Raw genomic sequence first — 13,991 nt, forward strand, 5'->3', positions numbered from 1 at the left:
CAAGTGGCGAGGCAACCTGAAACCGTCGGGCGATCCAACCGTCGGCGAAGTCGGTCACGGCCGCCAGGACGAACAGCAGGAAGGCGAGCCAGCGCGCCATCTGGCTGTCCCAAAAGAACAGCGCGACGATGACCGGAATGATGACGATCCGGCCGAAGGTCAGGATGTTGGGCAGACGTTTCATCATAATCAGGGCTTGCCAGCGGCGCGCCGGTTATAGCACGGCCGACACTAGAGCAGATCCCGTTTTGCTGGAATCGCTCTGCGATGTCATCAAAACGGGTGAATCTGCTGTACTCAGAAATAGAGAGCGGATTCACGCGGTTGGGTGGAACCGTCCATCGGTTCGACCCAACCACGACCCGCTCTACGGGTGAAAGTGGTCATAAATCCGCTGTGCGACCCGACGATCAATGCCTTCGACACGCTCCAGATCGGCCAAACCGGCCTCCGAGACCGCCTTGGCCGAGCCGAAATGGTGCAATAGCGCCTTTTTGCGTTTGGCGCCGATGCCGGCGATCTCGTCCAACAGCGAGCGTCCGATCGCCTTGCCGCGTTTCTGGCGGTGGGCGCCGATGGCAAACCGGTGGGCCTCGTCGCGGACGCGTTGCATGAAATAGAGCACGGGATCGCGCTCCGGCAGCATGAAGGGCTGGCGCCCGGTCATGAAGAACCGCTCGCGCCCAGCATCGCGGTCCGGTCCCTTGGCGACGCCCATGACGGCGACACCGGAAACGCCGAGTTCCTCGAACACCTCCTCGGCGCAGCCAAGCTGGCCCTGGCCGCCGTCGACGACGATCAGGTCGGGCCAGCTTTCCTCCTGACGGTCTGGGTCCTCCTTCAGCAGACGTTGGAAACGCCGGGTCAAGACCTCGCGCATCATGGCGTAGTCGTCGCCGCCGATACCGTCGCGGTTGGCGGCGTCACCCTTGATGGTGAACTTGCGGTACTGGTTCTTGATGAAGCCCTCCGGCCCGGCAACGATCATGGCGCCGACCGGCTGAGCGCCCTGGATGTGGCTGTTGTCGTAGACCTCGATCCGGCCGGGCGTGGCATCCAGGCCGAAGCGCTCGGCGACGCCTTCCAGCAGAGTGCGTTGTGTCGCGCTTTCGGCGAGCCGACGCCCGAGCGCATCGCGCGCATTGGCCAGGGCGTGGTCCATCAGCTCACGCCGCGTGCCACGCTGCGGCCGGATCACCTGGATCTTGCGTTCGGCACGGGCCGAGAGCGCCTCCTCGATCAGGGCCTTGTCGTCCGGTTCCTCGCTGACCAGGACCAGCTTGGGCACCTCCTTGTCTTCATAGAACTGGCTCAGGAAGGCGGCCAGGACCTCCGGCCCGCTCTGATCCTTGGTGCGTACGGGATAAAAGGCGCGGTTGCCGTAGTTGCGGCCGTTGCGCACGAAGAAGACCTGAACGCAAGCCTGGCCGCCCTGCTGATAGAGCCCGACAACATCGGCTTCGCTGATGGTCGAGACATTGATGCCCTGGTGCGCCTGGATGTGGTTCAAGGCGCGGATACGATCGCGGTATCCGGCGGCGCGTTCAAAGGCCAACTCGTTGCTGGCCTCCTCCATGCGCTCGACGAAGCTGTCCTGAACCTCGCGCGTGCGCCCGCGCAGAAAGGCGCGCACCTCGTCGACGATGTTCTGATAGTCGGCCAGGGCGATCTTGTCGACGCAGGGCGCGGTGCAACGTTTGATCTGGTACTGCAGGCACGGCCTGGTGCGATTAGCGAACACGTGGTCGGTGCAGCTGCGCAGGGGAAACGCGCGCTGCAGGGCGACCAGGGTCTGGTTGACCGCGCCGGCCGAGGCGAAGGGCCCGAAGTACTCGCCCTTTTTGCGCCGGGCGCCCCGGTGTTTGACGATCTGCGGCCACGCGTGGTCGGCGCGCAGCAGGATATAGGGGAACGACTTGTCGTCGCGCAGGGTGACGTTGAAGCGCGGCTTCAACTTCTTGATCAGATTGGCTTCCAGCAGCAGCGCGTCGGCTTCGGTATGGGTGGTGACAACCTCCATGCGCGCAGTCAGGGCGACCATGCGGTGCAGCCGGGGATCCAACCTGCCGGGCTGGGTATAGGCGGTAACGCGCTTCTTCAGATGCCGCGCCTTGCCGACATAGAGCACCTCGCCCTTGGCGCTCAACATGCGGTAGACCCCGGCCGATGACGGCATGGTCTTGAGTGCGGCCTGAATCGCCTCGGCGCCGCGCGCGCCGGTATCGCGTGCGTCCTCCGTCGCCGGGCCCGCGGTCTCCGGGGCTGGCCGTTCGTCTCTATCCGCCTTCGCCATGGTGGGATCTTAGATGATGCGGCGGCGGCACAAAATCAAAGAGCCCGGCGGGTAGGTCCGCCGGGCTCCCTGCCACGCTCCTGACAGAGCGGTTAGAGCGGATCATGGTTAGGTGGAACCGTTTGACGGTTCCACCTAACCATGTGAATCCGCTCTCTATCTATAAGTAGAGCAGATTCACCTGTCCTGATTGAATCGCGAAGCGATTCAATCAGGACAGGATCTGCTCTAGTCCTTGGGCTGCGGCACAATGCGCAGATAGGGTTTTGGCGCCTTCCAGCCGTCCGGGAAGCGCTCCTTGGCCTCGTCGTCCTTCACCGCCGGTACGATGATGACGTCCTCGCCGTTCTGCCAGTTGGCGGGTGTCGCTACCTTGTGCTTGGCGGTCAGCTGGCAGGAATCGAGTAGGCGAAGGATCTCATCGAAGTTCCGGCCGGTGCTCATTGGATAGGTCAGCATCGCCTTGATCTGCTTGTCCGGACCAATCACGAAGACCGAGCGTACGGTGGCGTTGTCGACCGGCGTGCGGCCTTCCGACGTGCCGCCGGTGTCGGCGGGCAGCATGTTGTAGGCCTTGGCGACCTCCAGATCGGGGTCGCCGATCAAGGGGTAGTTAACCGCGTGACCCTGTGTCTCCTCGATATCCTTGGACCACTCCTCGTGGTTCGAGACGGGGTCGACGCTCAAGCCGATGATCTTGCAGTTGCGCTTGTCGAACTCCTTTTTCAGGCCGGCGACGTAGCCAAGCTCGGTGGTGCAAACCGGCGTGAAGTCCTTGGGATGCGAGAACAGAATGCACCAGCCATCGCCAATCCAGTCGTGGAAGCTGATGCTGCCTTCGGTCGTATCGGCGGTGAAATCCGGTGCCGTGCTGTTGATGCTGAGCATGATGTGTCTCCCCCTCGAGTTGCTGAACGGTGCCGGTTCCAGCGGCGCCATCATGGATGGGGGAACCGGTATGGACTCCGCATATGGGTTGCGACCATGCCGTGTTGAAGATGCGGAAACAAATGAATGGGGCCGGTCGACAGCGCGAACCGGCCCCGATCAATTACCTTTGATCGGATACGTTAGAACAGGCCCGAGATACGACCGCTGTCGTCGACGTCGATCTTGTCGGCGGCGGGCACGCGCGGCAGGCCCGGCATGGTCATGATGGCGCCGGTAATGACGACCAGGAACTCGGCGCCGGCCGACAGCCGGACCTCGCGGATCGGCACGTTGAAGCCGGACGGTGCCGCCTTCAGCGTCGGATCGGTTGAGAAGCTGTATTGGGTTTTGGCCATGCAGATCGGGAAGTTGCGCGCCGGCGTTTCGTCGAGGTCGCGGAACTGCTTGCGAATGGCATCGTCGGCCTGGATGTCGTCGGCGCCATAGATCTCCTGCGCGATGGTGCGGACCTTGTCCAAAAGCGGCATGTCGTCGGCGTAGAGCGGTTTGAAATCGCTGGGTGTGCTGTCGATCATGTCGACCACGGCGCGCGCCACGTCTTCGGCGCCGGCGCCGCCCTCGGCCCAATGGTTGGCCTCGACGCAGCTAATGCCCTCGGCTGCGGAGAGCTCCAGCAGCTTGGCCATCTCCGCATCGGTGTCGGTGATGAACCGGTTAACCGAGACGATGGCGGGGACGCCGAATTTGCGCACGTTCTCGATATGACGTCTGAGGTTGGCGAAACCCGCCTCGACCGCGGCGACGTTCTCGTCCTTCAGGTCTTCCTTGGCGACGCCGCCATGCATCTTGAGCGCGCGGATGGTGGCGACGATGACGGCGCAGTCAGGCTTCAGGCCCGCCTTGCGGCACTTGATGTCGAAGAATTTCTCGGCGCCCAGGTCCGCGCCAAAGCCAGCCTCTGTAACCACGTAGTCCGACAGTTTCAAAGCCGTGGTGGTTGCCAGCACGCTGTTGCAGCCATGGGCGATGTTGGCAAAAGGTCCGCCGTGGACAAAGGCCGGGTTGTTCTCCAGCGTCTGCACCAGATTGGGTTTGATGGCGTCCTTCAGCAGTGCGGCCATGGCGCCTTCGGCATTAAGTTCCTTGGCGGTGACCGGCTTACGCTCGCGGGTATAGCCGACGACGATCTGACCCAGACGACGTTTCAGATCGTGCAGGTCGGTCGCCAGGCAGAAGATCGCCATGACCTCCGAGGCCACCGTGATGTCGAAACCGTCTTCGCGCGCGAAGCCGTTGGCGACGCCGCCCAGGCTGTTGACGATCTGGCGCAGTGCCCGGTCGTTCATGTCGACGACACGGCGCCAGGCAACCCGGCGGGTGTCGATGCCCAGCGCGTTGCCCCAATAGATGTGGTTATCGGTCATCGCCGCCAGCAGGTTGTTGGCGACACCGATGGCGTGGAAGTCCCCGGTGAAGTGCAGATTGATGTCTTCCATCGGCACCACCTGGGCATAACCGCCGCCAGCCGCGCCGCCCTTCATGCCGAAGGAGGGACCCAGCGACGGTTCGCGCAGGCACATCAGGGTCTTCTTGCCGATCCGGTTGAGCGCATCGCCCAGGCCGACCGTCGTCGTCGTCTTGCCTTCGCCGGCAGGCGTCGGCGTGATCGCGGTGACCAGGATCAGTTTGCCGTCGGGCCGGTCCTTGAGGCTGCGGATATAGTCCAGCGAAATCTTCGCCTTGGTGTGGCCATAGGGCTCCAGATATTCGGGCTCGATACCCAACCTGTCCTTGGCCACTTCCATGATTGGTTTGAGCGTGGCGGCTTGGGCAATTTCAATATCGGATTTCGGCGTGGCCATCGGTGTTCCCCTGTTGACGCGGCGTTATCGGGATGTGGTTTGGCGGGACTTTAGTGGCGGCCCTGCAGCGATCGCGCAAGGAATCGACGTCTGGTGTCGCGCCCGGTCTTAATTGGTCAAATTGGTCCAAAATTGGATTAGTTCATGGTCTTCAGAATCACCCGGCGGGTCAAGCCACTGGGCGACAAAAAATGCCGGTTTCACGGCGCTTTGAGCAAAGAAAAAGGGCGGTGGACCGGAGCCCACCGCCCTTGATCATCTCCGTCGACGCCGGGCTACTTCTCAACCATGGCGTCGTAGGTACCTCGATGATCCAGTGCCTTGTCCAGACCAACCTCGCGGTAGTGATTCAAGGCCCGGTCGTACTCATCGTTTTCGGATCGGATCTGCCAGATATGCCAGATGATCCAGAACACGACACCCAGGATCACGAGGATCATCTCGATGCCCGGGAACGGGTAGATGGCGCCTAGGTTTGCGACATCACCCCAACTTTCGACATTCGTCGACATGCTCGTTCCTCCTTAAGGTTCAGTCGCCTTGGCCACGGGCCAGTTCGCGGTCAACATCCTCGAGTGATGTGTCCCGATACGGGAAGTACGGGAACGCATCGCCATAGTCGTGGGTGTCGAGACCGGCGAGTTCGACTTCGCGCGGTACACGCAGCCATCCCAGGGAAGCCAGGATCTTCGAGACGACCCAGCATGGGATGAAACCCAAGACCCAGAACATGATCATGGCGCCGAGGAAGTTGCCCAGCGGATTGATCATCGCCACGCCGTCAACATTACCGAACCAACCGAGGTTGGCGGTGTCGGCGACGTTGGACGGATAGCCCCACAACATGAAGCCGCAGATGACCGTGCCGAGGAAACCGGCATAGCCGTGCACCGCGACGGCACCAACCGCGTCGTCGATCTTGAACCGACGTTCGACCCAGTGATGCATCTTGTAGGCGAACCAGACGCCGATGATGGCGATGAACATGGACTCGATCGGATGATAGAGGTCATTGCCCGCTGACGCACAGATAACGCCGGCCAGACCGCCCGAATAGCTCCAGAACGGGTCACCGCGGCTCACCATGTAACCAGCAAGCAGACCGCCTGATAGCGACATCAGGAAGTTGAACGTGATCGCCGATAGCGATGTCGGGGTTAGATAAATATTGGTTGCCGTGAAGTAGGCATCCGTATCCTCAACGCCCAGCACCGCACCATTGAAATCAATGATCGGAATATTGCAGGCCGCGTAGAAACCCCAGAAGCCCGTATAGATCAGGAACAGGCCGACCGTGACGAGCCAGGGATTGTTTTGCGGGAAGTCGCGCGGCGTGCCGTCGGCGGCAAATTTGCCGAGACGGGGGCCGAGCACCACGAGGATGCCAAGCGCCGAACCGCCGGCGATGCCGTGCACCACCGATGACGCGTATGCGTCGTGGTAGCCCATCAACTGAACCATCCAGCCGTTCCAGGACCAGCCCCAAGCGGCGTCGATAATCCACGTTACCGAACCCACGAGGACGGCCAGGATCAAGAATGCCTGGGTCTTGATGCGCTCGATAACCGCACCCGAGACGATCGAGGCAGTTGTCCACGAGAACAGCAGGAACGCCGCCCAGAACACGCCATTGATTCGAGCCCACCAGCCGTGATCGGCCACGTTCATGCTTTCCGTCTGAACCGTTATGGCACCGCCCAAATGCGTTCCCATGAGTTCCGACCACGGAACAGCGTGTGGCGCATCCATAAGACCGCCCATGAACGGGAAGGCCGGAAACGCGAAATAGATCCACCAGCCAAAGAAGAAGAACGTGATGGTCACCAGCGGGATGAGCATCGTGTTCTTCATCAACGTGTGCTGGATGTTCTTGCGGCGCGAAGCGCCGACCTCATAAACACAGAACCCGACATGGATCAGGAACATCATGACGACCGTGACCCAATAGTAGAATTCCGTGAAGATGACGATTAGAGAGTCTAAACCGTCAGTCATTCCCCAGATCCCCCTCGTTTAGTAACGCACTGGCTCCCATCTGGCGGCGTTATGATGTCCCACCTTGATGTCGCGCAAAGTCTAGGGAGTTTTTATTCCGCTGCAACAGTGTTGCCATTCGTTATCAACTCTTTCCCCTCAGGAAACTTGTCGAAGGGGTTTGAAGCGATCCTCGTCGGTGATAGAAAACCGCTTTGTTTCAAGGGCTTGGTGCAGATCTGATGGCCGAGAATGACAGCCTGACCGATGCGGGTGCGGCGCTCAGGCGCCACTTCCTGGGGTGGCAATGCCGCATCCGCCAGCATGCCATGCGCCGGGAGGCCGGACGGCCTTCCGAGGGCATGCGCCCGGCGCTGCAGCGCACGAATGGCGACGACCTTGGCCGCATCATCGTCGTCATCTGCGAGGCGGAACCGGACGCGACGACGGATCAGTTTCGCCACATCGTGCAACGCACCATGGACCCCCAAGATCGGTTCAAGAAGGCCGTCCAGTTCCTGTCATCGGCATACTTTCAAAAGGCCGACTTGTTCTGTGACGCCTTGCTCGCACTATTCGGCGCCGGCACGACGCTTGCGGAGATCGCCGAGGACCAGCGGTGTGTGTTGGCCTTCCGGCAATTCAGCCAGAGCTATCGTCTGCCGTGCCGGATCGAGCGGCTTCAGGAAGACCACCGTTTGGCGCAGGCGCTCATATGGCACAACAGAATGTTCAATCCGAACATGCCGCCCGATGTCATACCGGTCGCGTTCTGGCCGATCTGGGACGAGGGCACAGCGTTCCCGCCGGCCGGCTGATCGCCTGACGGTGAAGTGCTCAGATCGATCCCTTCGCCGAATCAGATGCTACCTCTGCGGCAGATGGTCCTGCTTGCCAGCCACAAAACAGAAGCCGGATTTGGTTCGCCGCCGAGGGCGTGGTCACGAGCGTCCGTCATCCTTCGTGCCACCGGCTCTCGCGTTGATGAATGCTGGCCATCGTCGACAGGGGTTTGGCGCCAATCGTTAATGTAAGATGTTGGATGCCGAACGGAAAACCGAGCGGCCCGGCGTCCTGTGCCAATTCAGGTCAATCGAGACCCTTCATGCGCGCGGCATCATCCGTCATAATCGTTTCGGGCACACCGGATGTGCCGGTGCGCCGGTACAAGATGTTTCGGCCGGGTTCATGCCGAAGTGCACGTCTTGTGCTCCTTTTTGCTCGATAGAGACCGAGTGGTGTCGGACGAAAGATCTGGGACCGCCGGTGTCTGGGACGGGGGAAGACAAATGATTGATCATTATCGGAAGGTACTTTTGGCTTTGTTTGCTGCCATGGCGCTGGGTCTTGGCGTGGCCGCCTGTGATGACGGCGGTTCAGGTGACAGCGGGTCCAGCGATTCCGGATCGACCAGTGATGATTCCGGAAGCAGCGATAGCAGCGGCAGTTAAGCCGCCGCTCGCTTAAGCCAAAACACTACAAAAAAGGCTCCGGACGTCTGCCAGTCCGGAGCCTTTTTTCATTGTTCTGACCGGCGGCCTCTATGGCCGCAACCGGTCGAAGATGCAGCCTAGAACTTTCGATAGGCCTTGTTGAGGTCGCGCATGGGATGGCGATCCGACATCTGGAACTTGATCAGCAGTTCGCGCGCCATCATGTCGCGGTCCTGCTGGTTGTCCGGCAGTTCCATGTCGGACGGCAGACGGATCCAGCCGTTGGCGTTGCGGTCGAACACCGCCGGGCTGCCTTCCTCGTATCCCATGTGGACGTCCTCCAACCAGTTGAGGTCGTCCCAGCCCATGATCTCGATGTAGTCCTTCAAGAACGGCGTGAGCTTGTCGTAATCGGGCAGCAGGTTGACATCGTAGCGATAGCCGATGTGCTGGCCGATGACCTTCTCGCGCTCGGTGTCGAGACCGTCGGTCTTCAGAAAATGGTCGATATCCTTGACGTCGCTCATCGAGGCATCTCCCTAAAGGTGGTGGTAGTCGGCGACGCCGACCGTGTGGCTGGTGCCGGCCAAGGGCACGCCCGCCATGGCGGACGCCTCCATGGTCAGAGCCGCAAGGTCTTCCGGCTCCAGGCTGTGCACGTTGGTTTTGCCGCAGGCGCGCGCCATCATCTGCGCTTCAATGGTGAGCGTGTGCAGGATGTTATAGACACGCTCCGCCGCGTCGTCGGGGTTGAGGCGCTTCCTGAGCTCCTCGTCCTGGGTCGCGACGCCTACCGGGCAACGGCCGGTGTGGCAGTGATAGCAGTAGCCGGCGGGGACCCCGATGGTGCCTTCGTAGTCGGCCTCCGGGATGTCCTTGTTGCAGTTGAGCGCCATCATCACCGTGGTGCCGATGGCCACCGCGTCGGCGCCCAGCGCCAGCGCCTTGGCCAGATCGCCGCCGTTCCGGACGCCGCCGGCATAGATCAGCGTGATCTCGCCGCGCTTGCCCAAGTCGTCGATGGCACGCCGCGCCTGACGGATTGCCGCGATGCCCGGCACACCGGTCTCCTCGGTCGCCAGATGCGGGCCGGCGCCGGTCGAGCCCTCCATGCCATCGATATAGATGGAGTCGGGATCGCACTTCACCGCCATACGCACGTCGTCATAGACGCGCGCCGCGCCAAGCTTGAGCTGGATCGGGATCTGGTGATCGGTGGCTTCGCGGATCTCCTGGATCTTCAGAGCCAGATCGTCCGGGCCCAGCCAGTCGGGGTGGCGCGCCGGCGAACGCTGGTCGATACCGGCGGGCAGGGAGCGCATCTCGGCGACCTGGTCGGTCACCTTCTGGCCCATCAGATGGCCGCCCAGACCGACCTTGCAGCCCTGACCGATGAAGAATTCGCAGCCGTCGGCCAGCAGCAGATGGTGCGGGTTGAAGCCGTAGCGCGACTGGATGCACTGATAGAACCACTTCTCGGAGAAGCGGCGCTCGTCAGGGATCATGCCGCCTTCGCCGGAGCAGGTCGCCGAGCCAGCCATCGTCGCGCCGCGGGCCAGCGCGGTCTTCGCCTCGTAGCTCAACGCGCCAAAGCTCATGCCCGTCACGTAGACGGGGATGTCGAGCTCGATCGGTCGCTTGGCGCGCGGGCCGATGACCGTCTTGGTATCGCACTTCTCACGATAACCTTCGATCACGAAGCGGGTCAGCGTGCCTGGCAGGAAGGTCAAGTCGTCCCAGGTCGGGATCTTCTTGAACAGCGCCATGCCACGCATGCGGTAGCGGCCCAGTTCGGCCTTGATGTGGATGTCGTCGACAACACGCGGGGTAAACAGGAAATTCTCACCCAGAATATCCTTGTTTCGGGTCGTGCCCGGTGCGTGTTCGGTGACGTCTTCTTTTGTTTTCGCCATGTTCTAACTCCTGAAAAGACCGCCCTTAGAGGACGATCTTCTTTTCCGACGGCTCGAGGTTGTCGTAATTCCACAGCTGCTTGCCGGCCACGATCTTGGTCATGTTCTCGACGCCGTTAGGCGCCTCCAGGCCGTACATCTTCAGCTTGCGCTCCAGCCATGCCTTGTCGAGCTCGGTCATTTCGCCCTCGACCGCGTCGACGCCCAGATCCTCGATCTTGCCGCCGACAAAAATGGTGCCGTCATACATGGAATCGCCGAGGTTCTTGCCGGCGTCACCCAGCACGACCATGCGGCCGCGCTGCATCATGAAGCCGGAGAACGCACCGGTGCGCCCGCCGACGATGATGGTGCCGCCCTTCTGGTCGATGCCGGTACGCGAACCGACATCGCCCTTGCAGACGAGGTCGCCACCGCGGATCGCCGCGCCAAAGGTCGAGCCGGCGTTCTTTTCGACCACGACCGTGCCGGCCATCATGTTCTCCGCGCACGACCAGCCGACGCGTCCGGTGACGCGCACGTTCGGACCGTCGATCAGGCCAACGCCGAAGTAACCCAGGCTGCCTTCAAAGGTCAGGTTCAGGCGGCTCAGGATGCCGACGCCCAGCGAGTGGCGCGCCAGCGGGTTCTTGATGACGATCGAACCGTACCCTTCCGCCATCAGCGACCGGATCTTCAGATTGATCTCCGAGATCTCCATCTCGGCGGCGTCGACCTCGGCACGTTTGTTGAAGTCGACATCCGGCGCTTCCGGGTAAAGCAGATTGTCGGACTCTTCGAGATCGAAGAAGCGCTGCTGGGTACGTCCGGTCAGCTGCTCGGTGTGCAGCCCCATTTCATGGCTGACATGATCGTCTGTCTCTAGTTTCGCCATACCCGAACCTCCCGGTCATAGGGGTCAACGGTGTCGATTTCCTGGGGCAGCACCTGGCGGATGGCGACTTCTTCGGACGCCATCGCGACAAGGTCGTCGCTTTCGTAGAGAACCATCGGCTTGGCGGCCATGACGTCCTTGGCCATGCCCAAGCTGTCATTGGTCGCCACCAGATAGGTGAAGACGCCATCCAGTTCGTCGATCGACTGATGCATCGCGGTTTCCAGGTCGACACCGGATTCCAGCTTGTCGGCGAGATAGACCGCGATCAGCTCGCTGTCGCAGCTCGACTGGAAGCGGAAGTTCTTGCGCTCCATCTCACGGCGCATGATCCAGTAGTTGGTCAGCTGGCCGTTATGCACGACGGAGATGTCGTTATAGGGATAAGCCCAATAAGGATGGGCGGAGCGGATATCGACATCCGACTCCGTCGCCATGCGGGTGTGGCCGATGGCGTGGGTGCCCTTGAAACCCTGCAGCTTGTACTGGTCGGCGACCGTCGTCGCGTCACCCAGATCCTTGATTAGCTCAAGCGCGCTGCCGAGCGACAGGATCTCGGTGCCTTCGACGTCTTCGACGAAGTCGGCCATCTTGCGCATATCGCCGTCGAACGTGAAGCGATAGCGGAAGGCATACTCGGTCGCGTCGACCTTTTCGGTGATGTTGACACCCAGGCCGGTGAGGCGCTTGTCGACTTCGGCGCGCCGCCGCTTGACCTCATCATGGATCTCGTAGCCCTTGGTGAGGTCTTCCTGTTCGGCGACCATGAACCGCATGACATACTCGTTGCTACCGGCCGAACCGTAGACCGCGAAACCCGTCGAATCCGGGCCGCGGTGTTTCAGCGACTGCAGCATGGCGGTCATCTCGGTGCCGATATCACCCGCGCCGTTGCGGTGAATTATTCCGGCGATACCACACATGGGTGTCGTCCTCCTTTTCGTTAAAGACGGCAACGGCGGCGGCGCGCAAGACCGCCGCCGTTGATGTAAACGCCTGTTAGGGCAGGCAATCCCAATAGGTCTCCAGGTCCCACTCGGTGACGGTGGCCATGAAGGTTTCCCACTCGTTGGTCTTGTAGTGCTTGTAGACCTTGTACATGTCGCCGGGCATGGCGGACTTGATGACGTCGTCGTTCTCGAGGGCCTTCAGGGCGTCGCCGAGAGACATCGGCAGCTTCTTGACCTGCTTGCCCTCTTCCATGGCCTCATAGATGTTCCGCTCTTCCGGTTCGCCGGCGTCGAGCTTCTTGGTGATGCCGTGGTCGAACGCCTGGATGATGGCCGCTGCCATCAGATAGGGGTTCACCATGGAGTCGACGGCGCGATACTCGAACCGGCCGGGCGCCGACACGCGCATGCCCGTGGTGCGGTTCTGATATCCCCAGTCGGCGAAGACCGGTGCCCAGAAGCCCGTGTCCCAAAGCCGGCGATAGCTGTTGACGGTCGGGCAGCCGATCGCGGTCAGCGCATCGAGATGTGCCATGACGCCGCCGATGGCTTTCAGACCGACCGGACCCGGCTTCTGCTTGTCCTTGCCAGACGGCATGAACAGGTTTGTCCCGCCCTTGCGATAGCTGAAGTTCTCCTTCAGACCCGGCAGACTGTTGCCGTTGCCGAGCGAATTGACCTCGTCCTTGCCGCCGGTCCACAGCGAGACGTTGTGGTGGCAGCCATTGGCCGAGACGCCCATGAACGGCTTCGACATGAAGCAGGCGATTAGATTGTTCTCGCGCGCGACCTGGGCACAGATCTGGCGGTAGGTGCTCAGCCGGTCGGCGGTGCGCAGGGCCTCGTCGAACTGGAAGTTCAGCTCCAACTGGCCGGGCGCGTCCTCATGGTCGCCCTGGATCATGTCCAGGCCCATGGCGCGGCTGTATTCGATGACCTTCATGAAGACCGGGCGCAGGCTCTCGAACTGGTCGATGTGGTAGCAGTTCGGCTTGGAGAAACCGCCGTTCGGCAGGCCGTCCTCGCCCTTCTTCAGCCACATCATCTCCGGCTCGGTGCCGTGCCTGAGATGCATGCCCTTGTGTTTCTTCTGGAAGTCGTCGTGGATGCGGCGCAGGTTGCCGCGGCAGTCGCCGGTGAAGAAACCGCCGGGGTCCTTCTTTTCTTCCCGGTTACGGAAACACGTCACGTAGACGCGCGCGACGCGCTTGTCCCAGGGCAGCTGCACGAAAGTCTCGGGGTCGGGAATGCCGACCAGCTCCGATGACTCCGGACCGTAGCCGATGTACTGACCGTCGCAGGCGGAGGACACCAGTGAACGACCGAGGCAGCGCTACGGCGAAGTAAAGTCACACCAGACGTCAGCGTCAGTACAGGAGAGCAAGGCAACCGGGTGTCCAATCTGCCATGAAGAGCACGCCACAAGTGACTGCGAAAGGTTCAACGAGATGACGCAACCACAAAGATACGCGGAGGCCAAAGACAAGAATCTCTGCTTTGCGTGTCTACAAAAGATGAATAAAGGCCACAGCATCAGGACTTGTCAGGAGAAGACGGCTTGTGGCATCGATGACTGTAACAGTAGACACCACCCGCTGCTGCATCGCAGCGACGAGCAGAGGGAGGTTTCCAACACCACGAGCACAGACGAGGACAACGCCTGTACAGTAAGGTCGAATGTCGCTGTACGCAAGACAGGCAAGAAGACGAGAGGCGTGGCACTTGGCACCACAGTCGTCCATCTGCGCGGTGTTAATGGAGAACCCGTGAAGGCGAATGTTTTGATTGACGAAGGTAGTGA

At 61.3% G+C, this 13,991-nt stretch carries 13 protein-coding genes and 1 pseudogene; 3 read left to right on the plus strand and 11 right to left on the minus strand.

Annotated elements, in window-relative coordinates; genetic code table 11:
* The 6 genes and pseudogenes from AAF563_24295 to AAF563_24320 form a co-directional block, all read right to left on the minus strand.
* Positions 1-187 (minus strand): CDP-alcohol phosphatidyltransferase family protein (locus AAF563_24295; protein ID MEM7124419.1); only part of this gene is annotated, 187 nt, incomplete at its 3' end.
* Positions 188-367: 180 nt separating this feature from the next.
* A pseudogene (gene uvrC / locus AAF563_24300) lies at positions 368-2,212 on the minus strand (excinuclease ABC subunit UvrC).
* Between the two features lie 309 nt (positions 2,213-2,521).
* A complete protein-coding gene (locus AAF563_24305) occupies positions 2,522-3,184 on the minus strand; it encodes a peroxiredoxin (protein MEM7124420.1) in 663 nt (220 codons plus the stop codon).
* Positions 3,185-3,363: 179 nt separating this feature from the next.
* Positions 3,364-5,046 carry a formate--tetrahydrofolate ligase gene (locus tag AAF563_24310; protein ID MEM7124421.1) on the minus strand — a complete coding sequence of 561 codons (1,683 nt, stop codon included), beginning with the start codon at positions 5,044-5,046 and terminating at the stop codon, positions 3,364-3,366.
* Positions 5,047-5,321: 275 nt separating this feature from the next.
* Positions 5,322-5,558 carry a hypothetical protein gene (locus AAF563_24315; protein ID MEM7124422.1) on the minus strand — a complete coding sequence of 79 codons (237 nt, stop codon included), beginning with the start codon at positions 5,556-5,558 and terminating at the stop codon, positions 5,322-5,324.
* Between the two features lie 19 nt (positions 5,559-5,577).
* Positions 5,578-7,041 carry an ammonium transporter gene (locus AAF563_24320; GenBank protein MEM7124423.1) on the minus strand — a complete coding sequence of 488 codons (1,464 nt, stop codon included), beginning with the start codon at positions 7,039-7,041 and terminating at the stop codon, positions 5,578-5,580.
* A 221-nt stretch (positions 7,042-7,262) separates the two neighbouring features.
* On the opposite strand from AAF563_24320, the gene AAF563_24325 reads away from it, so the two are divergent.
* Both AAF563_24325 and AAF563_24330 read left to right on the plus strand, forming a co-directional pair.
* Positions 7,263-7,838: a hypothetical protein gene (locus AAF563_24325; GenBank protein MEM7124424.1), complete on the plus strand. Its 576-nt coding sequence runs from the start codon at positions 7,263-7,265 to the stop codon at positions 7,836-7,838.
* 471 nt (positions 7,839-8,309) lie between these two features.
* A complete protein-coding gene (locus AAF563_24330) occupies positions 8,310-8,471 on the plus strand; it encodes a hypothetical protein (protein ID MEM7124425.1) in 162 nt (53 codons plus the stop codon).
* A 119-nt stretch (positions 8,472-8,590) separates the two neighbouring features.
* Here the strand turns inward: AAF563_24330 and AAF563_24335 are convergent, their stop codons facing one another.
* The 5 genes from AAF563_24335 to AAF563_24355 all read right to left on the minus strand — a co-directional run bounded on the left by AAF563_24335 (position 8,591) and on the right by AAF563_24355 (position 13,502).
* Positions 8,591-8,980 (minus strand): hypothetical protein, encoded by a 390-nt coding sequence (locus tag AAF563_24335; GenBank protein ID MEM7124426.1) that lies wholly within the window; start codon positions 8,978-8,980, stop codon positions 8,591-8,593.
* Positions 8,981-8,992: 12 nt separating this feature from the next.
* Positions 8,993-10,366 carry an FMN-binding glutamate synthase family protein gene (locus AAF563_24340; GenBank protein MEM7124427.1) on the minus strand — a complete coding sequence of 458 codons (1,374 nt, stop codon included), beginning with the start codon at positions 10,364-10,366 and terminating at the stop codon, positions 8,993-8,995.
* Positions 10,367-10,391: 25 nt separating this feature from the next.
* A complete protein-coding gene (locus AAF563_24345) occupies positions 10,392-11,240 on the minus strand; it encodes a GXGXG motif-containing protein (GenBank protein MEM7124428.1) in 849 nt (282 codons plus the stop codon).
* Positions 11,228-12,163, minus strand: coding sequence for a class II glutamine amidotransferase (locus AAF563_24350; protein ID MEM7124429.1), 936 nt, complete (start codon positions 12,161-12,163; stop codon positions 11,228-11,230). The genes AAF563_24345 and AAF563_24350 overlap by 13 nt, the downstream gene beginning before the upstream one ends.
* Before the next feature lie 76 nt (positions 12,164-12,239).
* Positions 12,240-13,502, minus strand: a complete 1,263-nt coding sequence (locus tag AAF563_24355; protein MEM7124430.1) for a glutamine synthetase family protein — start codon at positions 13,500-13,502, stop codon at positions 12,240-12,242.
* Positions 13,503-13,638: 136 nt separating this feature from the next.
* Here AAF563_24355 and AAF563_24360 point away from each other — a divergent pair.
* A partial coding sequence (locus tag AAF563_24360) for a hypothetical protein (protein MEM7124431.1) occupies positions 13,639-13,991 on the plus strand: 353 nt, incomplete at its 3' end.

It is taken from the genome of Pseudomonadota bacterium (assembly GCA_039028155.1).
GTDB lineage: Bacteria > Pseudomonadota > Alphaproteobacteria > SP197 > SP197 > JANQGO01.